This window comes from Zoogloea sp. LCSB751 (genome assembly GCF_002028455.1).
Lineage (GTDB): Bacteria > Pseudomonadota > Gammaproteobacteria > Burkholderiales > Rhodocyclaceae > Zoogloea.
Map to the genome: position 1 here is coordinate 1 of NZ_MWUM01000023.1, position 24,095 is coordinate 24,095.

The window sequence follows — 24,095 nt, forward strand, 5'->3', positions numbered from 1 at the left end:
GTTGGGTTCGGCCACGTCGAACGCCCGCTTGAGATGGTTCGGTGCCTCCACGGCCGGCTTCCCGCTGCGAAACCCGGACCGACGTGTGTAGCCCATCTGGGACTTCCAGCCGGCCTGACGCATCAGCCGGGCCACTCGGTGCTTGCCACAACGCTTGCCCAGGTCGCGCAGATCGTTGCAGACCTTGCGGCAACCATACACCCGCCCGCTCTCGAGCCAGGATTGATATGCGAGGGCGCTCACACGTCGGTCGTCCTGGCTGCGCTGTGAATGGGGCTGCCGGCGCCATGCGTAGTAACCGCTGTGATGGACGGCCAGCACTGCGCACAGGCGCCGACCCGGGTGATGACCCTCATTGGCCTGAATAAACGCGTACTTCACCCGGACTGCCTGGCAAAGTACGCGGCGGCCTTTTTTAAGATATCTCGCGCCTCGGTCACCCGGTGCAGTTCCGCCTTGAGGCGCTTGATCCACGCATACAGGCTGTGGCTGCTGACGTCCAGTCGGGCCGCCACTTCAGCGACCGAATGCCCCCGCTCTGTCACCTGACGGACTGCCTCGGTCTTGAACTCTTCAGTGAAGCGTTGCTGCGACTTCTTCGTTTCCATGAACTCCTCCGATTTGCCTCAGCTGTGAGACTACAGGGTGTCTAGGAAACCCGAGACGACTCAAGCCATGGCAGACGCTGACCGACTAAACGTCAGCCCCATCTCCCTGAGCAACTTGCGATAGGCCAACGAGGTGCGGTCCGCCGCAAAGTGCGCTTCAGCCATTGGATCCAGTGGCAGTTCCTGAGGCCACTGTGTCTCAACCAAGTCTTTGTCTTCGGCAAACACCTGCGCATTGAAGGCATATACATCCTCCAGCGGCCCATTGGTGTCGAAGTTACGCGTAATGGGCACGAACAGTCGCGTGCTGCGGGCGGTCATCGGGCTGGCACAGTTGAGGATGTTCAGCAGACCGCCGTCGGGGAAGTGCACGGTCAGCCTGGCGGTGAAGGGGGGGTAGATCTCGTACACGCGACGCCACTGGAAGTCGGGCGACGCCAGGTGTTGCAGCCCCTTGGGCAGGTTGCTGACGTTGCTGACGTAGTCGCTGCGCACGCCCAGATCTGTGGCCTCCGTCTCGTAAGCGGGCACGACCGGATTTTCTGGATCAGCAAAGGCTTCGTGGTGCACGAAGGCGAAATGCGCGACGTCCACGAAGCCTTCGACTTGTCGTCCTGCAGACCCAAGGATGTCCACTGAAGGCGGTAGCACCTGTTGATGCGCCTCGTCGTACCACGTAGGCATGGGCGAGATCGCGCTGTGCCCGTCCGGGTTGAGGCAGGTCCAGACCAGGCCGTACCGCTCGACCGACGGCAGGCTCTGAAGCCGGAACCGATCCGAGGGCACCAAGCTGGGTTGGGCGGGGATCTTCTTGCAAGCACCTTGCGCGTCAAACTGCAGGCCGTGGTACGCACACACTAGGTGGTTGGCTTTGACGCAGCCCTTACTGAGTGGCACACCGCGGTGTGGGCAGCGGTCCAGCGCCACAGACAAGCCAGCGCTGGTTCGGTACACAACGACTTTCACATCTAGTAGCAGGGCTTGCACGGGCTGATCCGCGACATCGACCGCCCGTGCCACCGGGTACCAATGGCGCGACAGGATCATCCAGTCGGTGTGGTTGAAACTGCTGTCCTCGGGTTGGCTGACAGACTTTGAGGTGATCGGGGTATTCATAACGGAGAGCCCTGCTGTTTGGAATAAAGGTCAGTCTAGGTAGGCGCACCATTGCGGTCGAGAAGAGAATTTGCACAGATCCATTGCATAAAATGCATCGCACAGCGACGACCACGGTCACTGATCCCAGGCTTATTTTTTTGTGGCCCTCATTCCGCAGATGTTTGAGGCCTAGCGGCCGCCCACAGCTCTTGACCGTTTCAGAAACCGAACAGAATGTTGTCCGGATGGGACTTCCGCCACGGTTGGTCCGTGGTGAATAGTGAAGCTTGACAAGACCAGACGGCGCCAAGCCGATCTATTTGCAATCTTCACCATTACAGGTATCCCATGCTCGTCTACACCCCGCCATCGACCGCCAAATTCATTCCCGTCATCGACTTGAGCAGCAGCTTCTCTGACCGACTGAGCGACCGCAAGGCGGTTGCTTGGGAGGTTCACAAGGCGTGTCGCGATACAGGCTTCTTTTACATCTCGCACCACCAGATTCCGCAGGATTTGGTGGACCGCCAACTGGCTTGCGCCAGGGACTTCTTTGCCTTACCGCAGGAGGAAAAGCTGTCTATCGATGTTTCCAAGTCAGCGACGATGAGGGGCTACGAGCCCATGTCGAGTCAAACGCTCGATGATGGTTCAATGCCCGACATGAAAGAAGGCTTCATGGCCGGCGTAGATGGAGCACAGTCATACGTTTCCAACGGCGATTACAACAGTCTCAACCAATGGCCCGCGTCCCAGCCCGACATGAAGGTTTACACCGAAGCCTACATCGCCGAAATGATCAAGCTGGGCAAACATCTACTGAGCATTCTTGCGCTGTCTCTCGAATTGCCTGAAGACTACTTTGAGGAAGGCTTGGATTGCCCGATGGCGACCACGCGCTTGCTACACTACCCACCCCAATCCGGGGTGGGTAGTGGCAACCAAATTGGCGCGGGTGCCCATACTGACTGGGGCATGCTGACCATGCTCCTTCAAGACGATGTTGGCGGGCTCGAAGTGCGTAATGCTGATGGCGAATGGGTTCGCGCACCGCACATCCCAGGTACCTTCGTGATCAATCTTGGCGACATGGTGCCTGTGCTGACCAATGGACTCTATCACTCCAACATGCACCGGGTGCTTAATTTGTCGCCTGAGCGCCATCGCTATTCCGTTCCCACATTCTTCGACCCGAACTACCACTACAAGATCAAGCCGATCAGCGGTGGCCAAGCCGACAAGGAAACGAAGTCCAATGTGACGACAGTGGGCCAGCACATCGCAGACATGTACGCCAAGACCTATGGCGACCAAAAGGTCGTGGCCTGAGGAGAGTCCAAATGAAGCCCATGTTCAATATCTTCTGCCAAGACCTGGATCGAGTTTTCAATTTCTATCAGGCCATTTCAGGCTGGAAGGAAATTCTTGAGGCGTCGTCGCCGATCTATCGTGTTCTTCATCAGGAAGGGACGCAAATTGCCTTCAATGGGTTTCGTGCATACGAACTCCTGGGGCTGAGCGATCGACAGCCTGAGTCAAAGGAGCGTGCGCCGGTCTCGACCATGGTGACCTTCGTGGTTCAGGAGCCCGGAGACGTCGATGCGTTGGCTGCACGTGTGAGCGGGTTCGGCGGGTCGGTCGTTCAAGGTCCATTTCCTACGTACTATGGACACTGGCAGGTCGTCCTGCAAGATCCAGAGCGAAACATCCTGCGCGCTACATGCCCAAAGCTGCCCCACGGCGTGGAACCGTCGAAGGTGAATTTCGGAGGCAAGTGAGGCGGTACATATATTCCCTCTGGGGGAACCACTTTCGTGCATCGAGTTCCCTCGGTGCAAGTGCCTTATTTGTTTCATCGGTGGGCCTTGAGTGCAGCGCCGGCCTCGGTGTCATCACGAGAGTGGCACCTGTGGCGCGGGATTTGGTCACCTTCGCCGTGAGATGTGCACCACAGGCTGCTCACTCGGTGCCATCTCGCGTCGCCTCGGGATTGTTATGCATGGCCGCGCTGCCAGGCACATTCCATTTTCAGGTTCAGGAAGAAGCGCTCCAGCACGAATTTGTCCCAGTAATTGCCTGTCTGGCTCATGCTGAGCTGCATGTCGTCGCTCCCAAACAAGCGACGATGGGCCACGCTTGCATACAATCCAGCACTCCCTCCCTGGGCTCTACTGAATGACAGATTTGTCTATCTTTCATCGACCCAATGCGGCGAGGTAACTGACAGCGCGGATTCTGGAGAACTCCCCCACCTCCGCCTCTCCGTCTAGAATCTTCTGGCACTCCCCCGGCGCACGGGCACGTCGACGTTTATCCGAGAAGACCTGCTTCCTGCAGTGGAGGCTAGCGAAGCCATCGTCACCTACATCGCCCCTGGCGAGTCGATCGCCAGAGGGATTCGTAGCGCGGTCAGCAAGCACGACACGGCCGTCACGCGAATCGCCAAGTGCCTCGGCATCACGAACTGCAAGGTGGGACGGAGCGACTTCTCGATCGAGCGCATTGGGATCGGAAAAAACATCACGCTGGCGCAAGCACTCGTGGCCCTCTCCGATACGGTGAAGCATCCCATCGTGATCGTCATTGACGACGTAGAGCGAACGCTCACCAGCCAGGTCGGAGTGGACAGTCTGTTTGCCTTGAAAGCGGCGCAAGATGAGCTGAACGGTAGTGCGCACGATGGTTTCACCTTGCGCTCTCCGGATCCCACTGCGACAAGCTGGCCATGCTAAGAAGCTGCGTGGATCACGCGTTTTAGGGAACACCAGCCGTGACGCTTCCGCATCTGCACCGAGATGACGTAGAGTCCGGACGTGTTACTCGGGTATGCGCCTAGAAACTAAGTTCACAGCAGCGGAGATGACCTTGGAACCCGATATCACGACGTTCGCAAAAACCCTCTATCGTGCCTCGCCTGCTGAACGCGTCAGCCTCATCCGTGCCGGGGTACCAGCCTCCCGCCTCCCAGAGCTCGTGGCAGCAATGCATGTCTCGCGGGAGTGCCTACTGCGTATACTCAATCTGCCTGGTGCCGCAACCAGACAGAAAGCCCGTCCCGGAGCCATGCTCTCGACTGAACAATCCGAGCTTGTGATCGGGCTGATGCAGCTGATTGGCCAGGTCGCATTCATGGTGGACGACACCGGCGACTCAACGAACTTTGACGCCGCCCGATGGGTCGGCGAGTGGCTTGAGCGGCCAGTCCCCGCCTTGGGTGGAGCGAAGCCGTCAGACTATATGGATACGACAACGGGACAGAGGCTTGTATCCAATCTGCTTGTACAGTCGCAGCTGGGCGTGTTCGCGTAACGCGGGAGATCGGCTGACCTTCTGAGGATGCGAGCCCAGGTTGCCAGCACTACCAGCCGATCAAGGCACAACGAACGGCTACGGGGCACGCTTGAAGAGCTCCTAAGCACAAACGCCGGTCCTGCACCTAGTTATTTTGCAAATGTGACGGGGACAGGAACACGCCGGCTACGGTCAAACGAGGGTGCGTTGAAGTCCTCTTCAAGACTGCGGACATGCCGACTGACCGCCGACTGCGTGAGGCAAACCGCCTCCGCCGCGCGGACGAAGGACCCAATCTAGGCTATGGCAACCAGGGTGCGCAGAGACATCGGTGGCTTTGTGTATGTTTGGCTCTTGGGAGGTCAAGACATGTCCTCACGCCTGCTGGGAGAGTGACTGTCTTGACAGTCTGAGCGCCTATTCTGCTAGCGATGTGGCTTATCCGGTCGCAGGTCTAGAGCTGACGTTGAACCTGAGTTCGTCGTAAGGCTGCTCCTGGCCGAAGAAGGACGATCCGAGTGTTCCGCTTGATCGTCCGCTCAGGCCCGAAGAACAGATTTTCAAACCAGCGACACCGAGCTCGGCCCAAACGGCGGATGGCCCGCCAATGCCCGCACATGGATAGTATGGACATACGGTTGTAATTTATGACCGCTTTCAGCGGTGGAGACTATGCGCCAAGCCAACAAAAGAGCCGACGACGCCTTTGTTCTGACGGCCCCCAGATCCTTTATGGAACAGAACGGGATCAGCGAGGGTGATCACCTTGAGCTTGGGATTCTTGGCGGAAAGATAAGCGCACAGATTGCCGCCCGACCTCGATACAAGGTTACCGACTTGCTCGCAGAAATGCCGGACGGGTTGCCCCGTGTAGAAGAGAATTGGGATGCAACGCAGGATGTCGGCCTGGAAAAACAATAGCTGCCCATTGCGCACTGGTATCACTTTCTAGCCATCACCCTCGGCATCCCGTCCCCCTGCGCGGTCCATGCCGGCGACAGCCCCTCCCCGCCGCATCCGCCCATCCCCGCTGAAGCCTATGGCAAGAGGTCTCAGGCTCCCGCGCCCCCGAGGTTGATCCGGTCCATGGCCTGCATCAGGGCTGCAGCCCGACTTTCCTTGACCTTGTCGATGAGCAGACTGTCCTGGCGTCTCGTCGCGGGCTCCAGACCAGACAGCATCCCGCCGGCCTTCTTGTAGGCGTAGCCTGAGCGGTAGATTTTGTTCAGCCCCCATAGGGCTGCCTGGATGAGTATCCGGGTATCGGCGCTCAGTTCATGCAGGGGTGCCACGGCGCTCTGGTTATATTGGGCCTCCCAAGGCTTGCACGGATTGCTGCGGATGCTCACGGTAATGGCCCCCGCCACACAGTGTTGGGCGCGCAGCTTCTACGCCGCTCGAGTGATGCACCCTTCAGCCAGAAGCAGAGTAAGAAGGCTTCGATAGTGACAGTTACAGATTTCGGTTGCTCATAATCGCTCAGTCTGACTCGTCTTGATAAGAAGGCACGATTGCCTTGATCAACTCCTCCGAGAACCTAAATAACTTCAACGGTCCGCATGGACCCATACCAGCCCCTGGTCGCTCGGGTAGCCGATAACAGGCCACGGAAGCGCACGGCCATCTGGAGCTCGAATCCAGAGGCAGCACCTCGAGCCAAATCGGACGATCCGACAGGATGCTGATAACATCCGCCCATCGGCAAAGAACAGTCAATTGAGCATGTTTGTTATGTGGTCGCCAATTGAGACATCCTCGGTTGGTCCAATTCTAAGGCTTTGACCCAGCGCATCGATCCGGCTCACACGCCATGGTCGATAATTGCTGCAGGGATATTGAAAAATGAAGCATTCAGTAGCGGTCATCGGAAGTTTTAAACAGCACAATGAGCATGTACAGCAGGTATGTGCGAAGCTGCGATCAGCTGGCATTGCTATCACGTCTCCCCAAGGAGTGGATGTGCTTGAAGCGGGCATCGATTTTGTTCGTTTTTCAACGGACGACGCCAGTTGGTCCGACCCCGCCATTCAATCTCTCGCGATGCACCGTATCCTTCGTGCAGGGTTAGTCTATGTGGTCACTCCCAGCGGTTACATTGGACGGACCACTTGCTACGAGGTGGGACGGGTTGTGCAGTTGAAACGCCCCATCTACTTCAGCGAACATCCCGTCGACCTTCCACTGCATGTTCCTCAAGAATTTGTGCTCGACGAGTCGGAACTGATTCAGAGGATAACTGACAGTTCATGGACACCTTGTTGGCTATTTGAGAACGACCATGATCGCTCCAGCGTTCTTGAAAGGGAGCTGATAACGGGGGCATTGCGCGATGACTGAAGGACCAATGCGGACAAACCGGCGAGTCGTGTTGATCGGCAGCATGGGCGTTTACCAGCAGATAAAGGAGTGTGCAGAGGAGTTAGGTTCGTTTGGGATCCAGACTGTTATTCCGACAGAAGAGGGCGAGGCGATCCGGCAGCTATCGCTCTTTGACTTCGAGCACTTCAAGCGGAAAGCCTCCTTCTCCTACCTTCGCAAAATTCGTGACCCTCGCACTTATTGCGTGCTGGCGGTTAATATTGATCGACACGGCATCCTGAACTACGTGGGGCCTAATACGTTTGCGGAAATTGCAGTGGCCTTCGCGCAATCAAAGAAGATTTACCTTCTGCAGGGCACGCCCGATTCTTATTTGGACGAACTTTCGGCGTGGCGGGCGATAAGCCTAAAAGGGCAACTCGATAGGCTGGTCTCTGACTTCCGTGCAGATTGCATGGTTAATGATCCGCAGATGCGGTTCTTTGAGTAATAACCGTGCACACAGGGAGTTCTATGATCACGCAGACAAGACTGGAACGCCTGTTTCTGCATTTTTTTGACACGCATTTCATTGCTGACAAAGGCCGTGCGATTGAATCCCCCCAATTACGTGACGAGATGAAGATCGCCACACGGTTAGCCGTGGCCTGTGCGGAAAAGGTCTTCATTCCTGCTGCTTCGTACTACGAATCTTATCTTTGTCGCCAGATCTTGGCTGATCTTACAGAATTTTTAGACCTTGGGATCATCGGGCTTGCGGGCAATGCCATCAACTTGGAAGAGTATATTCGAGAGCGCCAAGATGAGACGTTCTATAGGAAAGGCAGTGAGCAGCACAGTTTGTATAGAACAGACCAAGAGGCAACCAAGTTTCTACCTTACGTCCGCAGAAATCGCAGTGCAACGCGAGATATTGGCGCGCATTGGGATCAATGCGTTGCAGACGGATCACTGGCGCATAGGCTACGCGATGCTGTTGACAGACCGATTCCGAAACTCGAGGCCCGGCTTGAACGGGTACCCAATGAGTTAGGCTCGTTGGCATTCATTCCAGCACATGTGTATGAAATACTAGATCTATGCGAGGCTTCGAAGCTGATACAAGCGCGAATTAGAAGCGTCATAAACGAAGGATACTTCGAGAGCTACACCAAGGATCTTAACGCTGGCGTTGTCGTCGATCTCAATTATTTGGCTAGTGATTTCCGTATTCCATCCTATGGTCGCGACTTGTCGTACAACAAAATGCTGCGCTTCGTACGCGGTCAAGACCGTCTCAAGGAGCTCTTGTCCTGTGAGCCCGTTAGTCTACTAAGGTTGGCTGATAATCCGGACTGGCAGATTGCCCTTTCAACGGCTGTGACCTACGTGACACAGCCAGAGCCGGTATTTGACGCAAATCTGATGCTGAGCAGCAATCCACCGTCAGGTATAAGTCTAATTAAGAACAAGGATAAAACTTCGATGACTATTTCCACTCCTCCTAACAAATCCGTGCCTACAACAGCTGTTCAAGTACCGTCGCGCTCTGTGCTCTGTGTAGCTGCGGCCCAGGTTGAATTTGACACAGTGCGCGCTCAACTCGTTTCTGACTTTGGAAATGGAACAACGAAATCGCTGAATGGTGGAAAATACTACATTGTGCAATTTATCGATCCGCATAACGGTGTTCATTGGCACCTTGCTGGACAAACGTTTCAAGGGCAAGTTGATGCCGCACTTACGGTTGGCAAAATTGTAGAGATTCTCCGGCCTAGCATCACATTAATGGTAGGGATGTGCATGGGCATGCCAAAACGTAAATTAGAAGTCGGTACAGTTGTTGTTCCAAACGAAGTCATTGCTTTTGATCATCAGCGCCACACCTCTAACGGAACCGAGTATCGAGCGCATGGGGATCGTGTCGATAATGGCCTTTATCGTTTAGCGCGCACAATGGATACCACTGGGCGTGCCTACAAGGTGGTCTTGGATAAGGGGCTAGCGAGTGCTAGCATTAAGATTGAAGCTCGTAACTCCAAGCTGGTCGAGCATATTGAAAGATCGTGCCCAGATGCTGTTGTATTTGATATGGAGAGTTCTGGGTTCTATCGAGCGGCTGAGCAATCTGAATGCCTTTGGGTGAAGGCCGTCGCTGATAGCGGAGAAGCTCAGGGAGCTGCAAACGAGGAGCGCGAGCAAAAACATGTTGTCCAAACCAATGTGACGAAAAATGCGTTGGACTTCGCAATTGCACTGGTACGTGAGTATTTTATTGTCGAGCCGCTAGCATGACGCTAACACCAATGCATCAAAGAAGACGTAGGCTGGCCGGTCAATGACCGGCCGCTCAGGCCAAGTAACTGCCGACTCAGCCCCAGAGTTGAATTGTTGAGTCGTTCAGACAGAGGCTTCCTGACCCGATCACAGAAGGTCGCTGGAAAGGCTGCAGTGAGTTCGTCAACTGCGCTGTCGTTGTGCGACATCCTGAATTAAGCGAAACAACTCAGCCTGGTATTGTGCATCGTGCAGCGCCTGATGGTCGCCCTTGCACTGGGTTGGGTGTAGTCGAGTAGCCATCTGGCTTGAGCGCGTGCCTGCCCAGGTGGAACCTGTCACCCCCATGTAGAACGCTTTGATGTCTAGAGCAGAAAAACCAAACGGATTTGACTTCAGGTACCGGTGGAAGTAGAAGTTCACGAATGACCAGTCGAATGGAGCGTTGAGCCCGACGAACACCGGGGTACCATCTTCGCCGGCAACCTTAACGATCCAGTCGTGAAAGCGCTTCATTGCAACTTCTGGAGGCCATCCCTCGGCGGCAAGTTTCTCCATAGAGAGCCCTGTGATCTCCATGGCCTTCGAATCAGCATTGGCTGAAATCGGCTTCAGCTCACAGGAAAATACCTGCTCTGGGTCATCGACGTTACATGCGCCGATTGTAAGCATGCTGTACTCGCCCGGGATAGGACCTGACGTCTCGACGTCCACGGATAAAAAAACTTCACGTTTCTTATTCATGGGATCAGTGGATCTGTTGAGACGATCGGCGGGCGATTCTTGATGGCATTCCAATGCTTGCGAAATGCCTCGCGCCGCTCTTCTGTACTTCCGGTGGTCTTCCAGTGGTGTCCTGGCAACGAGTAGATGTCGAACGGACGCTCGGTTCCTTCCTTGGCAGTCAAGATGGTAGGAAGCCCACGACCAAGCGCATAGCCCAACTCGATAAAGCAGTTCGGACGAACACCCGTTATGTCTGCGAGGACTACGCTGCTGCGGTGCAGTTTCTTGAAGATCTCGTCATCGATACGGGCATGTTCGTAGGGTTGATTGCCATCGATCACGGTAAGTCTATAGCCCAACTCTCCCTCCATCACGGGCTGAACCACGTTGTCGAAAAAGGCTTGAACCGCGTCATAATCGTCGTGAAGTGGATTTAGCAATCTAACGGCAAATACTTTAGGAGGTATAAGGTCTTCGAGAAGGCCAAGCAGATCACGAACACCATCGCCTGTAGTCTTGCCTGGGTACATTTCAATGCGATTGAGCCAACTTTGTGGAGTCGCTGCACCCTCAGTTTGGAATAAGCGGGGCGCATTGCTTCCGGACATCCCGAAATCAAAGAGGCGCGACGCCCCGGTGGCTACAGATCCAAGACTAAAATTCATCGGAATCACAGGCTTGCCCGCGTCGTGATACAGGTTAGCGAGAAAGAGAACACCTTCACCGCCGCCAACCGCGATAAGGATGTCACCGTGCAGTGCCTGCACCTCCATACGCTTACTGGCCATGTTCCAATGTGCAGCGCTTTCGATCTCTACTAGCGGCGACACACGCATGACATCCCACACGGAGCGGTACTGCGCCGGGATCTGACCTTCGTTCTTATGGTGCTTAACTGCGATGACAAGAGGATTTTGTGCCCCAGCTGGACGGCGTGCAAGGTTACTGTGGATGGTTTCCCAAACGAGCCAGTCGAAACAGATGGGGTGACCATCAGGCCGCGTCTTCTCTGCATCCACAGGAATGACGAAGGTGGCACCCTTGGAGAGTAGTTCTAGCACCAAGGCTTTGACGAACTCGCGAGCCCGAATGACCTCATCTGCAGTCGCACTGTTAGGATCCTCGACGATACTGCCAGCAATGTGGATACGGCGGCCAAATAATGCAGATCGTGGCATCACTTGTCCTCCATGACAGGTGACGGCTGCTGGGCATTCGCGACGTCAATCAGATCCTTGTATGAAAGTGCGCGGCCAGGAAATGCTTGGGCGAGCGCGGCAGGGTATAGACGTGTACGGATGTCTGAGAAAGTCCAGCCGGGTTGCTTGTTGCGCGGACCGGTCGCAAGAACTAACTCCCGGATTTCGTGGTCCGTGAGTCCGACCCCCTCCAAATCCATCGTCAACAAGGCCTGACGCTCACTATCGTCCGGGCGTGTGAACTCCTCGACGATGGCTGCGCGCCGCTGCAATGCAGGATCAAGTACGGATAAACGGTTGGTGCACAGGAAGACCACGATGCGACCATTGAAGCGGCGCAGATCATCAACCCCCTGGATCAGCGTGTTCACTGCCACTTTGTCCTCGTGATGACTATGTGCCTGGTTACGCGAAGCCGCCAAAGAGTCACCTTCGTCAATGATCAGGAAGGCCCGGCGTCCCTTACCGGCAGCTTGGACGACTTCGTGAAAAGCCTGGGTTAGCAGCGTTCCCATCTCACCGACCTTGCCGCTGCCGCGAACTCGGTTGCTCAGTTTGAAGAGTTGAGCATCCTCCGTACGCGACTCCTTGGCCAGTCGATTGGCGATGCATTCAGCTGTGGCAGTCTTCCCAGTACCAACATCACCGTGAAAAATCACAAGGGGGTACTGTTCGGCGACCAAATCGCACAGCAAAAGCTTCTTCTGATGATGTGTCTTACTCCAGGCGTCCAGTTCTCCAAGGTTAAGCAACAGCCGCAATTGGTCGTGTGTTTTCCGATACCGCCCCTCGAAGCCAAGCAGTGTCTTTTCACGCAAGGCAAGCGGGGGATCAGGAAGGAGCGTTCTGGCGTCAAAGATGCTGGGTAAAGTCATAGGCTGAAGTCCTTGCGCTGCATGCCATAACCGTTGCTGACATAGTCACGGTTGGCACCAGCCCTAAGGGTCGAATGACTGAGATCCACGGTTGTCGGCACCCAACTGATGTTGAGCTTCGGATTCATCTTTGTCCGCGCTGCACTATCGTAAGCCTCCGTGTAAGACAACACGATGCGAAGTGTCGGATTGGGCAGCTGTGGCCACAGTACGCCGCCGGGGCGACTCATCGTCAGATCGCCTGAGGCTGTGTTCACTACGAAGCAGGTTGCCCTCATTTCGACGCCGTAGCTGAGCAGGGTGACGTCCACTTTTTGTAAAAAACCGCTCTTGGCCAACAGCTCAATATCGTGGCCATAATCACGAGCTTTCTCTTCCGAAATTGCTTTCGTGCTGCCTGCGATCATCACCAAGTCGGTCGTCACCCGCCGCATAACGACCTCGATGTCAGTGATCGAGTAGGTTTCTGTCTCCGCATACGAGTAACTCACGCAGCCTCCTCAATCGTAAAGCGCGGGCCGAACAGCTCTTTCCAGATGTCGATGTCGTCTTCGATAGATGCGAAGTTTGCTGTCTCCCAAGCCTCTTGGGCTGCGGCGACGATCTCTTTGCGCTCCTCTTCTGTGATGCGGCTCGCAACGTTGTTGTTGTTGCACACTGGATCGAGGATTACGACCGGATCATCGAACGTATGGAACACAAGGCCGTTCTCTGGAAAGCTGATAGCCTCTTGCAATTCAGATTGTGCGATGTAGAGCAGGAAGTCCCTGAAACGTTTCTCGAGGGTGCCATCCTTGCCATTGATCGAGAGCACATGAGCCATGATCAGCTCAATAACGAAGGACTTGAGGGGCTTCAGTTCAATCCGGTTACGCCACTTCTTAGCCAAGCGCACGAGCGTGCGAAAATCCGGGTCCTTGTCCTTACGGTCACGAACGAACTTGATCTGACATGGTGCGCAGGTCTGCACCTTGGTGCCGTCGTGGATGTCAAATTGCCAGCCATACCCGGCACGGGTTGAGTCTTCGATCACCGGAACAATGTCCACGCTAAGGCCCGTACCGGCAAAGGTTACTGTCGCGGCCTTGCGCTGGATCTCGAAGTCCTCGACCGATTTGCTAGGGTATAGCTTGATCAGCGTGTCGTAGATAAGTTGGGTCAGGCTGGCCAGGCTCTCTTTGTCGACGCTGCGACCAGAGATGTAGAAGACGACGTCGACGTCGACGGGGTCCTCGTTTGTCTTGCGCAAGATCGTGTATTTGGCGAATGAGCCAGCCTTCACCACCTTGGTGATTTTGATGTCGCTCTGCTCGTGTACGCGCTTGGTCAGCGCACTGATCAGTCGATCTACCTGCGCGTGATATTCCTTGCGCTTGTCTGCAGGAAGGCGCAGCACGGTACTGTCGTAGTATCGGATTTCGGTGTTGCTTAGTGACAAGATATGTGTCCTTTATGAGTTAATCATCGGTGAGCCAGTGCCGCCAAATCGACGGCACCGGCGGCTACGCATCAAGACCGACGCTGCTTTTGGGTCTTGGCACCTAGCACGATGCGGAACGGTCGGCCATTCGGTCGCCGCACCACCTTCCCGTTCTTCAGACGGATCGTCATCGTGTAGATGACGGTTCCCTCCTCAGTCGGGGGGCCAAAAAGGTTCATTTGAACCATCATGGTCTCCACGTGGAAGGCTCGAACACATAACTCTGAGCTTGAGAATGGCGAACAGCGGCCATACAATCCCAAGGCTTTCTTCACAAAAAGCAGTCAGAGAGACCCCTGGAGCCCGTTCAGTGGTCTTTTCGTCTTGGTGCGGCCGAAGGTGAGAGTTCGGCCGCACCAACCTCAAGCATCACTTCCATGGGGCAATAAAAGCCCATCAATCGTCCTACGTCGAAACCGGAGTTTTGTCGTCAGGAACGAATCTAAAAATGCCGCCTAGGAAATGTTTTCGACATTTATGTCGCGATATTTCTTTCTATAAACGCTCCATTGGCAAGTGCGGTGTGCCGAGGGGGGTATCCTGCGGCCTCATAGGTACCAAGCCTACACGAGACCTAGATTCCTGCAAAATTATTTAGTTCAAAAAAATCAGTTATTTAAAAAAATAACAGTATTTTTAAAAGTCATCAGACACTACATTTTGTATGTTTTTGATCATATTTAAGCAAGCCATGGCGTAAAAATAGAGCGCCCGTGAACAAGGAAGCGTGGTGGCTTTTACACTAGAAGGCGTCAATCTACCACAAGGCAAATCTATCACTTTAGACATAGATTAGCAGTCATTGGCATAGAGTGCTAACCCTGATGAGTTTACACCAAAGGCATAGCCAAATTCTCGATGTATAAGCACTGAACGGGCCTTCGCGCACCTCATCCTGAGGGGCTTCGTTCGTACTTTACAAACGAGTAACTGGGTACTCGATGGCCGCAGCTTCGTAGAACGCCTTCGCAAACACCAAAGAACGGGTCTGGCGCGCGCCCAAGCACCTCTGCCCCATGACCCACCCGCCGTCCTCTAGGCTTACTCAGTACGGCAGCCATCGGGCTACTCTCCAACCGGGCTCTGCCCTCCCTTCTTCGTACGAGAAGCCTTACCGTTGTCCCCATGCCTCTCCTCCGCCACACGACACGCGAACCCGCACAAGAAATCCGTGTCCTAGCTGGCGCCAGCTGCCGCTCAGGTTCCAGCTGGTTTTCTTGTGTGGGGCATTCGGGATGAAATCCGTCTGCCTGTTCCGTATAGGCCTTGAAGTGAGGACGTGTTCGATGCGATTGGGGATGTTGGCAGCCGGCTGGATTGCCGGTCTGGCGTTGGTGGGTGCAGCGCATGCGGCAGAAGGCGGCGTGTACGGTGCCGAGCTGGAAGGGTTTCGCTATCCCTATCCCTTGGCCCATTTCTCATTCACATCCCAGGGGCAGGAACTGCGGATGGGCTACATGGATGTGCCTGCCCGCGGTGCCGCCAATGGCCGTACGGCGGTGCTGCTGCATGGCAAGAACTTCTGTGGGGCGACCTGGGAGGACACGATCACGGCACTCGCCGATGCGGGCTACCGGGTGATCGTGCCGGACCAGATCGGCTTCTGCACCTCGACCAAGCCGGCCAACTACCAGTACAGCTTCCAGCAGCTTGCCGCCAACACGATGGCGCTGCTGAAGCATCTGGGCGCCTCCCGCGTCGTCGTTCTCGGCCATTCGACCGGCGGCATGCTGGCGACCCGCTTCGCCCTGATGTACCCCGATGCGGTCGAACGGCTGGCGATGGTCAATCCGATCGGGCTGGAGGACTGGAAGGCACTCGGCGTGCCGGCACGGACGGTGGACCAGTGGTTCGAACGGGAACTGAAGCTGTCCGCCGCGGGGATCCGCCAGTACGAGCGGAGCGTCTATTACGACGGGCGCTGGAAGCCGGAATACGAACGCTGGGTGGACATGCTCGCCGGCCTCAACAGCGGGCCGGGACACCGGCTGGTGGCGTGGAACTCGGCGCGGATCTACGACATGATCTTCACGCAGCCCGTGGTGTACGAATTCCCGCTGCTGAAGGTGCCGACGATCCTGATGCTGGGTGATGCCGACACCACCGCCATCGGCAGCGACCTCGCCCCAGCTGATGTCAAAGCGCGAATCGGCAACTATCGGCAGCTCGGCAAGACGATCGTGGCGCAGATTCCCGGCGCCCGACTTGTCGCGTTCCCGGGCTACGGCCACGCGCCGCAGATTGAGAACCCGGCGATGTTCAACCGGGCCCTACTCGACGAACTGGCACACTGAAACAATTCGGGTGATCAGTTCCGAGCATCACGGAAGGTTTTGAGGAGCGCTCGCACGTCGTCGACCTCGCCGTAGAGAAGCTAGATAACGATCACACGGCATGCACGCACCCATAAATAAATTTATTTACCGATAAATACAATCAAATCTGCCGCCCACATGCCAACGCTACTCTATGGACTGTCTCCTCCACCCTCCTCCTTTGGTGTGGAATTGAGCCCAGGCCCTTACTGCGCCTGGGCTTTTTTTTGATACGCACGTATCGAATACGGGTTATCCCGTACAACAAACGAGATCTATGTTAGAGTCCCGCGCGATACGGAGGAGCGCAGGACGAGCATCAAGACAACTAACAGACAACGTTGCCTTCCTGCGGCTGGAGTGAGAGATGGGACTGCTCAGGGTGCTGGGCAGTCCCTTTTTGTTGCCTGGATTCAGATCCAGAAGGATGAGATACCGACAAAATTATCGCAAAAGCATACAAGCACTTAATGTGAGGATTTCGAAAATTTACGTGGCAGAGAAAAGCCCCTCACCGCGCCCAAAAACTCACATCCTTCAGCACTCAAGACCCAATTTTCAGCGCGCACAACCACGCTTTTCTGGTCAGTTTTCAACGAGCGTCAACACCTAGGAATGACCCAGGGGGCAAATACCCAAGCCTTTAGCGCGGACGGCACTGCATCACTTGCAGCCCTAGTGAAAAAGGACGAGCCTGTCCCTAGGGGATCATACTTTTTTGAGAACCGCGATGCAGTGTTATGGCCGTAGAGCCCACGAGAGCTACGTAGCAGGAGAACTTTTGAGCGACACATTAAGTGTTGCTTCTAGCCTTTTAGGAAGTATCCAAAGCAACTTGCTAAAAATGCCAAACAACTCTTTGCATTAACTTTTCCATCCTGCCATGTTTTTTGACCTCTGCAAGCACCTGATGGAAACCGACATTCCCTAGCGCTTCTCCGACAAGAGCGCGCTGTGCGACGGGCTAGCAAGGACAAGCCTCCACGCTTCTTGAGGGACTACCCGAAGTTCAGTAGAACTTGTCTCAGTTCACGTTCTCTACTTTTTTCGCTAATCAGACTTTGATGATGATGTCACTATAGAGCGCCACGATGGGATCGTGGGTCATCAGCCGCATGGGTTCGACAACTGCTTGGGCTACGAGAATCCGGTCAAACGGGTCTTGGTGATGCGCAGCCAAATCTTCAACCGCTATGGCGTGTTCGGCCTCGACCACCAGGAAGCGATAGCCAGACTCGCGAAAGTAGCGCACCGCGTCCTGGCTCGATACTGGCATGTCACCCCGCCCAAGCGAATGCTTAATGGCAATCTCCCACACACTGGCGACGCTGATCCAGACTGTCGTCTTCGGGGACTGGATCAATTCACGCGCCTTCTGCAGCAGCTTCGGGCTATCCGTAATCGCCCACAGGGCTACATGGGTGTCCAGCAGCAGGTTCAAGACTGCTCCCCGCCCATGAACAAGCGCGCCACTTCCTCGTTATGAGCATCAATGCTATCCGGCACCTCGAACTTGCCCTTGGCGACACCAATACGCTGTCCGACCGACACCGTATCCATCGGAACCAGCTTGGCAGCAGGGCGGCCATTGCGAGCAATGATGATTTCGCGCTCATGCCCCTGTTCGATGGCTTCCACCAAACGGGACAGCGAGGACTTCGCTTGCAACATATTGACGGCCTGCATCACACTCTCCATAAAGCACATTGTTAGTCTGGTCTAGCTAACCCCGAAGCGCAAGCGAAGATTAAGCCGTCAGCATCAGCAGGACCACACCCCCCCTTTTTGACTGACGACGGGCCCCTCCATACTCGTCTCGTCACCCCCCTGAACCTCCTCGGCCTGCGAGTCTTGGACTTCACGGAAATCGGCCCCAACGCCCTGAAGCCCCTGTTCGGCCACGATATCGCCTCCTACCGCAAGACCGTAGCTATCCACTTGGATGTTCCGCGCTTGCGCTGGAAGCCATTCAACAAAACCTCACGGCAACGATGCCCGTGCTGACAGAATTCCGCTGCCCAGACGTGATCGTCGATAGCTCACCACAATGGCCGTAACGGTAATTTCCGGCACGCCATCGAGGTCGCCGAACGTGCCCGAGCCCTCGCCAGCCACCACACAGAAGCGCATTTGCCGGTGCTGATTGCCAGCAGTCTCCTGCACGATGCGGGCAAGGCCGAGGAATACGTTACCTGTTCGAGTTCGTCTTGCACTGCAGCACATCCAATTTGCGTTCCAGTCCTGCCAGCATAAAATGGGGTTATTACCTCAAATAAACGACCTAAGTCCAGAGCTTACTTCACATTTCATACAAATTTCAGGCAGGGGCATGCTCTCGCTCGGCTCATAGCCATGTCGAATAAAGGGGGTGGATGCATGACTCTGAGTTACTCAGGGTTGAGGGTGATCGAGTCGTCATCAAAGTGCTTGGGCTGATGTGCAAGGATAATGGCGCACGCCGCAGCCTATGGATGGGACAGGTAGCCACGGTGAATCCATCAGGATGAAAACGAAAAAAAGCACCCGGCTATTTTTCTTCCGCAGCAGCCCAAATAGCCCCCGCGCCAAATAAAACCGGCAAAAAAACATGTCAGCATAAGCCATCACAACACATCTGGCGACAGAGACATGGCCAACCAAAATGACATTGAAGCCCAAATCAACCTAACCAAAGGTGACCCAATACTGATTATCGAGCAGCAAACAGTTATCGCCGTCACTCAGCTCGATGCCAATATTATTAGTGGCAATTTTGCCTCCATCAATTGGCAAAATCTACAAAGTATCGCTAACGGCATCATGTCGACCATATCGACCGCCGGAATCACCGATGAAAAAACACTCGAGGCACACGAAACGTTACGCCGCGACCCGACAAGCAAGACAATATCGCCATGCGTACATATCTATTGCCAGCGCTCGCTCAACGAGGTCGAAAAAAACACGATCAGATCCCTATGTTTATACCAATCATCATGCATGCTACAAGCGCCACTTTGCCGGACCGGCACCGATGATATGTTTAACAAACTCACCACGATTGATTTGACGGACCATCAAAAAGAGGCGGCAGAGAATGGAGCCCGCGCAGCCGTCGCAGCAGTCGGATCAAGACTAACTCATCCAATAGCTATTATTGACAGCCAAAAATCAAAAATTAGCGAGCTAGCTGGAAAAGTACAAAAACATCCAAAATCTCTTGTCAGCCCGACCGCAAACCGAATCGTTAATGCAATGATCGATCTGCTTAGCTACAGTCAATTCTCATTAAAACTGATAACTGAAGACGGAGAAATCGTAAATGGAAACTATGAGAATCATGAAGACTTTCCTAGTCTCGCAGAGCTTTTAAAGAATAGAAACATGCACCGATACGCCCTATTCGAGACAATCGCCGACAACGGTAGAAGCATGATATCAATCAGCCTTTCCGACTAAATCCACCAACAATCTCCCCCAAAACGATGGACATCAAAAACTCCGCCCCATGTCGTATGGGGTGGTCCGTCTCACGGACAAGAATTGCAAGCCGATGATCGACTGTGAATTGGCCATCATCACCACACCTAACAGTATCAATCTGGACTGCAGGACTTGACTTCTTGCAATCCTTAACTTCAAGTCCATAGGACTGGGCAGTGCTAATCAATTTCGACGAACACCTTGGCGAATGCACAGCTAGCAATTGCTCATTGCCGATCCCCCACCAATTCAAATGATATTTCGCCGCCTCTAGATCCTCGGCAGTCCATAGAACAAGCTGCCGGGATGTGGTTATTTTTGAGTACAAATGACTTGTACGGGCAATTTTAGCCACGCACCACCGTTTCCTAGCCCAGTCGATCCACTCATCCCACACGCTGTCGCTAAAGCGTGTGATCAACTGTGCCAACGATGGATACATCTCTAACATAGAGGGGGCAAAAGCCCGTTCAGAAGCACTAAATCTAAATCGGCCCGCCATATTGTCAAGTCGCTTATCAATTAGTTCAGCGACATTCTCATCAACGTCCAGCGCATCCGCTGCCACGTCTCGTGCAAACCCACGAGCGCGTAGCCGCAAATACATCAGGCTATCAGCCACCGTCAGACTCCGTACCTGTTGCCGCTCGGCGCCAGCTAGGATTACGGCACATGATGCGGGCGCATCGTCCAGATATTTCACCCCTGCAAGCCGTACTTCCTTTTCAGCATCCAAGGCGTTGTATTGATTACTCCAGCAATCCAATATATGCAGATAATACTCTTGCGTCGTCCCAGCATCCGCATGCCCCAAATACCGCTCGACGGCAGGGAGTGCCCGCCGCGTCCTTTCGGAGCTCCCCAAAAGTATGTTTTTTATTGTGTTAATCGACGTAGACTCACAGTCACTCAATCCCAGTTCATCAACGCCAAAAACGCTCGCTGCAATAACATTGCCTGCACTATGTCGAGCGTGATGGACATTAGCTCGTGAATTACCTGTAACCACGCGCAGCAAAGGGATCAACAACTTCCGCAAACGTGACGCAAACACTCTTCTTTTTCTACGCTCAATATTCGTAGCATCAATGCCAAACACTGGATAATTCGAGTCACCTCCACCTTGCGCTTCTGCCTTTGCCATCATATTTCTGATTAGCTTTACTTCTCTTTCATCCAAGTCCGCAAGCAAGGGGACCAAACGGCGAGACGACTTATTTGTTTTCAGCTTCCTCAGCTTGTTATTTCTTACAATAACAATCAATCCAAACTCTGGATCTCCAACGATGTCCTTGCGTAAAAGTCCAAGACTCTCACCGACGCGAAGGCCAAATCGATAGGCAAATAACAATAGGAGCGCAGCGAGCTTAGCAGTCTCGTCACCCGCAGATTTTTCAAGATAAGAAAAAACACGGAGGTACTCCGCCTCCGACACAACGCCGGGATTGGCATTCAGAGATTTGTCAGCTCCTGCGACAAGAGACCAGTCAGGCTCCTCCACAGATTTCTGCCAAAGAAGCCAGTCGTGAAACTCTTCAAGGCGAAGTCGACTATAGCGTTGCGATTTGGGAGGCACATCATCAATAATCGATGCGTAGACTTCGGTTATCTCGTCCTCATCAAGCTCTTCAATTTCTATATCGGGTGCAAGCTCGACTATATATTTCGATAGAGCACAAAGATAACGCTCTACCGTCGAAAGGCTCAGATATTGATCTCGATGTTGATTCTGCCTGGTCAGCAAATGCGCAGCCCAATGGGCCAACAGGCAGACCATTGAGCCCGGCTCCCCTACAGCCTCGGCAACCAATTCCCTAATACCCACCGCACGTTCATCGCGTGCCAGCCGACGCGAGCCTTCTTTTTCGCCGAGGAGATGCACAATCGCACCGATCAATTTGCGATTTGCCTGTTGCCGTCGATCCGGACCGACTGAGGTATTAACAGCCAGCGACACGCTCGCCGCGGGCATTTCCTTCTGCTGCGGCGAATCCGCCTCTTTCACCAAATACCCGAAGTCACGCACATGACCATCTTGCAAACGGGTAAAGTCATACCAATTGAGTGACAACGACTTCACACGTCCTGCCAAATAGCCCGCAACAATACCTGGGCGGCTGACTGCATTAACTTGGTCGACCAATCTCGCGGTTGCCAAGACAAGCTGTTCAACGTTGGCAATTCCTGAAGCGCTCGGAGAGTGGCCCTGGATGCAATCAACCAACGGGTGGAGATTTTGATCAATCGTCCTTTTCCCCGCATTGTTGGCCCGTTTCCCCGTCAGCCCTGCAGCCAATAGACGCGCGGCCGCTTGACTGATCTCAAGACGACGACATAATGCATCCGGCCCTGCTTCGGCGATTTTCTCCCCAAGTTCTATGTACGTTCGATCGCGGAAGCCGATAACGCGATAGTTCTCTCCAGCAAGGATGTCTCGTAAAGCATCCCCATCCGTCAACCTTGACTCAAGCACCAACCTCAGCACGCCAAGCGCCAACGCCTGCCCCAACGCTCGCGGCAGATAAGCCGGTTCAGGCACTAAGCTCATCAAATTCGCCAAGCGTTGATACGTACGGTAGGCGCCACACGCCATGGGCGTAATGGCGCTAGGCTCATCCGTAAAGGCCAGATATACCCTTCGCATGCGAATAGGCCGCAACTGCCTTTCTTGGGCTCGCTCAAGCTGTCTCAGAAAAACAGCGTATCGCAGTGACCCAAGCGCATGGGGGATACCGTTGGGATTAAATACGAGCGCGCGGCTCAGTTGGTCGATCTCGTCTGTCGTAAGCTCGCCGATTTGACGCCCATCGCAAACGGTTTCGATCATCATCCGAGCCCCCTGCACCGCGCCGCGCAACCGCTCTCGACGCCGTATCGCACGTTCGGCTCGCCCAAACAGCACTGGGCCTTGCTGGTCGGCAACGCGAGGGACTAGGTTCTCCAAGGGCGTGGACTCCAAATGTCGCGAAATCCTGACGGGTCTGAACCCAAGACTGGCGAAACATGACTCCAGGGCCGGTCGGGCGGCCGTCATGTCCTCCAACCAGACACGCTCAGAGCGATCTCCATACGCGGCACTCCCCCGCTCAGCGTGACCCAGCAAACCATCGATGATCTCGGGGTTCAGTTCGGCGGATCGCAGCTGCCTTGCGAGCCGGTGACGCAAGTGTCGGAGGGGTAGAGGCCACGTAAAAACCCCCGCATTTGCAATCCCTGCCTCACTGCATGGCTCCCACTCGAGCGACTTCCCATCGAGGCGCAGCATGAAGAACAGCGGCACAGATGGAGTGCCATCTCGGGTAGTGACAGCAACGACCCGACGCCCGAGCTCGGAGTCGCCACTCCTTTCTATCCAGAGCCCCAGCGATCGCAGATAAGGGAGATATTGTTCTGCGAGAAAGCTACACAGTCGTCGTGGCAGCGGCACAAGGCGTCCTGATCGCGACGCCCCACTCACCTTGTCAGCAACAAAAGCCGTTCCAGCATCCAAGTCAAAATCCCTGAGCGTCTCGAATGGTGCTCGGATGGGTCGAGCACCGGACGCCGCGTGTAGTGCGACGACCAAGTAGCTCGTGAGCGCGTTGTGATACTGGAATACATCCTTGCCTCGCAGGTGACGTAAGGCATGAGCGGCTCGACGTATCTCCCTACGTAGAAGCGACTCAATAGGATCAAGTCGGCTACCCAACACATTTGAGGTGGATAGGGCTCCGTCAAGCACCGGGACTGGGAGACCTGCACGACGGAGGGTGGCGGCGAGTTCACTACCTGTCCAGCTTGGATACGCCGCCGCACCTGGCAGTCCAGTTTGAGGATGGCGCGCGTAGAGGCGCGCGAGGATTGCATCCTTCGTTGTGGTGTAAAGCTGCGAGGGCAGTACATTGGCAAGCATGCCGGCGGTCACGCGCGGCGCGACCTCCTGCATGACCTCCCGGAACCGGCTTGACAACACCTGTGCCGGGAGCAGATCCCCCAAGACGGTCGGCGATACGGGTAGCAATCGCTCGATACCGGCGGCAAACACCCCGGCCACCTCCTCAGGCAACCGAAGCTCATAATGGGCGCTCAACGCTCGAACCCAGCGGGCTTGGTCATCAGTTGGGCTCCAACCTCGGCTGGGGCGGGCACTCGCGCGTAACAGTGCCCCCGATGACGCAATCGACCATTCTTCACCGGCACTATCCGACAGCCTCATGGCAAGGACTCGGGCGAGAGAGCGCCCGGTGTTGATTGCGATCCAGACAACGGCAGCAAGCAGTTGGTCCTCTGCGGCACTCGTCTTTAAAGCTGTCGCAATCCATGCTTGGATGTCATGCAGTTCCCCGGGAGTGAGGCGCGACCAAGTCCAAGACAGGAACTGGTTTTCTTCAAGGGTACTGAGGAGGATTGATGAAGCGTATTTGACTTGGCCAGCGAGCGTTGCATCCTGAGGTACGCTCACACAGACCAGATCATCGTCACGGCCC

Annotated in this window: 21 protein-coding genes and 1 pseudogene; 10 read left to right on the plus strand and 12 right to left on the minus strand. The window is 54.9% G+C overall.

The annotated features are described in order from the left end of the window. Both B4920_RS30560 and B4920_RS20185 read right to left on the minus strand, forming a co-directional pair. Nucleotides 1-608: pseudogene (locus tag B4920_RS30560) on the minus strand (transposase); the annotation flags it as partial. 60 nt (nucleotides 609-668) lie between these two features. Next, complete coding sequence (locus tag B4920_RS20185) at nucleotides 669-1,724, minus strand: aromatic ring-hydroxylating dioxygenase subunit alpha (protein WP_079436487.1); 1,056 nt, start codon at nucleotides 1,722-1,724, stop codon at nucleotides 669-671. A 330-nt stretch (nucleotides 1,725-2,054) separates the two neighbouring features. On the opposite strand from B4920_RS20185, the gene B4920_RS20190 reads away from it, so the two are divergent. From B4920_RS20190 to B4920_RS20205, 4 genes are all read left to right on the plus strand, one after another. Continuing rightward, the gene (locus B4920_RS20190) at nucleotides 2,055-3,035 is read left to right on the plus strand and encodes an isopenicillin N synthase family oxygenase (protein WP_079436488.1); all 981 of its coding nucleotides are present in this window, start codon (nucleotides 2,055-2,057) and stop codon (nucleotides 3,033-3,035) included. 11 nt (nucleotides 3,036-3,046) lie between these two features. Next, nucleotides 3,047-3,484: a VOC family protein gene (locus B4920_RS20195; RefSeq protein WP_079436489.1), complete on the plus strand. Its 438-nt coding sequence runs from the start codon at nucleotides 3,047-3,049 to the stop codon at nucleotides 3,482-3,484. Nucleotides 3,485-4,042: 558 nt separating this feature from the next. Beyond that, nucleotides 4,043-4,438, plus strand: a complete 396-nt coding sequence (locus B4920_RS20200; RefSeq protein WP_079436490.1) for a hypothetical protein — start codon at nucleotides 4,043-4,045, stop codon at nucleotides 4,436-4,438. A 133-nt stretch (nucleotides 4,439-4,571) separates the two neighbouring features. Beyond that, nucleotides 4,572-5,015 (plus strand): antitoxin Xre/MbcA/ParS toxin-binding domain-containing protein, encoded by a 444-nt coding sequence (locus B4920_RS20205; RefSeq protein ID WP_161493356.1) that lies wholly within the window; start codon nucleotides 4,572-4,574, stop codon nucleotides 5,013-5,015. A 131-nt stretch (nucleotides 5,016-5,146) separates the two neighbouring features. On the opposite strand, the gene B4920_RS31010 is transcribed toward B4920_RS20205, so the two are convergent. Beyond that, nucleotides 5,147-5,293, minus strand: a complete 147-nt coding sequence (locus B4920_RS31010) for a LysR family transcriptional regulator (protein WP_216819972.1) — start codon at nucleotides 5,291-5,293, stop codon at nucleotides 5,147-5,149. A gap of 376 nt (nucleotides 5,294-5,669) precedes the next feature. Between B4920_RS31010 and B4920_RS20215 the strand changes: the two genes are divergently transcribed. Then, on the plus strand, nucleotides 5,670-5,918 hold the full coding sequence (locus B4920_RS20215; protein WP_079436492.1) for a growth regulator: 249 nt from the start codon (nucleotides 5,670-5,672) through the stop codon (nucleotides 5,916-5,918). A gap of 131 nt (nucleotides 5,919-6,049) precedes the next feature. Here B4920_RS20215 and B4920_RS20220 read toward each other — a convergent pair whose 3' ends face one another. Then, nucleotides 6,050-6,382, minus strand: coding sequence for a hypothetical protein (locus B4920_RS20220; RefSeq protein ID WP_079436493.1), 333 nt, complete (start codon nucleotides 6,380-6,382; stop codon nucleotides 6,050-6,052). Nucleotides 6,383-6,839: 457 nt separating this feature from the next. Between B4920_RS20220 and B4920_RS20225 the strand changes: the two genes are divergently transcribed. From B4920_RS20225 to B4920_RS28940, 3 genes are read left to right on the plus strand one after another with little or no spacing between them, the layout of a single operon-like run. Then, a complete protein-coding gene (locus B4920_RS20225; RefSeq protein ID WP_139379576.1) occupies nucleotides 6,840-7,334 on the plus strand; it encodes a hypothetical protein in 495 nt (164 codons plus the stop codon). A gap of 28 nt (nucleotides 7,335-7,362) precedes the next feature. Next, nucleotides 7,363-7,806, plus strand: coding sequence for a hypothetical protein (locus tag B4920_RS20230; protein ID WP_139379577.1), 444 nt, complete (start codon nucleotides 7,363-7,365; stop codon nucleotides 7,804-7,806). Between the two features lie 23 nt (nucleotides 7,807-7,829). Beyond that, nucleotides 7,830-9,590, plus strand: coding sequence for a hypothetical protein (locus tag B4920_RS28940; RefSeq protein ID WP_139379578.1), 1,761 nt, complete (start codon nucleotides 7,830-7,832; stop codon nucleotides 9,588-9,590). 165 nt (nucleotides 9,591-9,755) lie between these two features. Here B4920_RS28940 and B4920_RS20235 read toward each other — a convergent pair whose 3' ends face one another. Genes B4920_RS20235 through B4920_RS20255 form a run of 5 tightly spaced genes read right to left on the minus strand, consistent with a single transcriptional unit; the run spans nucleotide 9,756 to nucleotide 13,810 of the window. Next, the gene (locus tag B4920_RS20235; protein ID WP_079436496.1) at nucleotides 9,756-10,316 is read right to left on the minus strand and encodes a 3'-5' exonuclease; all 561 of its coding nucleotides are present in this window, start codon (nucleotides 10,314-10,316) and stop codon (nucleotides 9,756-9,758) included. Then, nucleotides 10,313-11,476, minus strand: coding sequence for a hypothetical protein (locus B4920_RS20240; protein WP_079436497.1), 1,164 nt, complete (start codon nucleotides 11,474-11,476; stop codon nucleotides 10,313-10,315). The genes B4920_RS20235 and B4920_RS20240 overlap by 4 nt, the downstream gene beginning before the upstream one ends. Then, nucleotides 11,476-12,372 carry an ATP-binding protein gene (locus B4920_RS20245; RefSeq protein WP_079436498.1) on the minus strand — a complete coding sequence of 299 codons (897 nt, stop codon included), beginning with the start codon at nucleotides 12,370-12,372 and terminating at the stop codon, nucleotides 11,476-11,478. Before B4920_RS20245 ends, B4920_RS20240 begins: the two co-directional genes overlap by 1 nt. Further along, nucleotides 12,369-12,863, minus strand: a complete 495-nt coding sequence (locus B4920_RS20250) for a hypothetical protein (protein WP_079436499.1) — start codon at nucleotides 12,861-12,863, stop codon at nucleotides 12,369-12,371. The genes B4920_RS20245 and B4920_RS20250 overlap by 4 nt, the downstream gene beginning before the upstream one ends. Then, nucleotides 12,860-13,810, minus strand: a complete 951-nt coding sequence (locus B4920_RS20255; protein ID WP_079436500.1) for a CBASS oligonucleotide cyclase — start codon at nucleotides 13,808-13,810, stop codon at nucleotides 12,860-12,862. Before B4920_RS20255 ends, B4920_RS20250 begins: the two co-directional genes overlap by 4 nt. Before the next feature lie 1,328 nt (nucleotides 13,811-15,138). Between B4920_RS20255 and B4920_RS20260 the strand changes: the two genes are divergently transcribed. After that, nucleotides 15,139-16,146, plus strand: a complete 1,008-nt coding sequence (locus B4920_RS20260) for an alpha/beta fold hydrolase (RefSeq protein WP_079436501.1) — start codon at nucleotides 15,139-15,141, stop codon at nucleotides 16,144-16,146. Between the two features lie 1,075 nt (nucleotides 16,147-17,221). On the opposite strand, the gene B4920_RS20265 is transcribed toward B4920_RS20260, so the two are convergent. Next, nucleotides 17,222-17,608, minus strand: a complete 387-nt coding sequence (locus tag B4920_RS20265; RefSeq protein ID WP_079436502.1) for a type II toxin-antitoxin system VapC family toxin — start codon at nucleotides 17,606-17,608, stop codon at nucleotides 17,222-17,224. Next, nucleotides 17,605-17,853 (minus strand): type II toxin-antitoxin system Phd/YefM family antitoxin, encoded by a 249-nt coding sequence (locus tag B4920_RS20270; protein ID WP_079436503.1) that lies wholly within the window; start codon nucleotides 17,851-17,853, stop codon nucleotides 17,605-17,607. The genes B4920_RS20265 and B4920_RS20270 overlap by 4 nt, the downstream gene beginning before the upstream one ends. 942 nt (nucleotides 17,854-18,795) lie before the next feature. Here B4920_RS20270 and B4920_RS28945 point away from each other — a divergent pair. Further along, nucleotides 18,796-19,605 carry a hypothetical protein gene (locus B4920_RS28945; protein WP_139379579.1) on the plus strand — a complete coding sequence of 270 codons (810 nt, stop codon included), beginning with the start codon at nucleotides 18,796-18,798 and terminating at the stop codon, nucleotides 19,603-19,605. On the opposite strand, the gene B4920_RS29540 is transcribed toward B4920_RS28945, so the two are convergent. Then, nucleotides 19,589-22,459, minus strand: a complete 2,871-nt coding sequence (locus B4920_RS29540; RefSeq protein ID WP_161493358.1) for a tyrosine-type recombinase/integrase — start codon at nucleotides 22,457-22,459, stop codon at nucleotides 19,589-19,591. The genes B4920_RS28945 and B4920_RS29540 overlap by 17 nt on opposite strands. Nucleotides 22,460-24,095 lie beyond the last annotated feature (1,636 nt).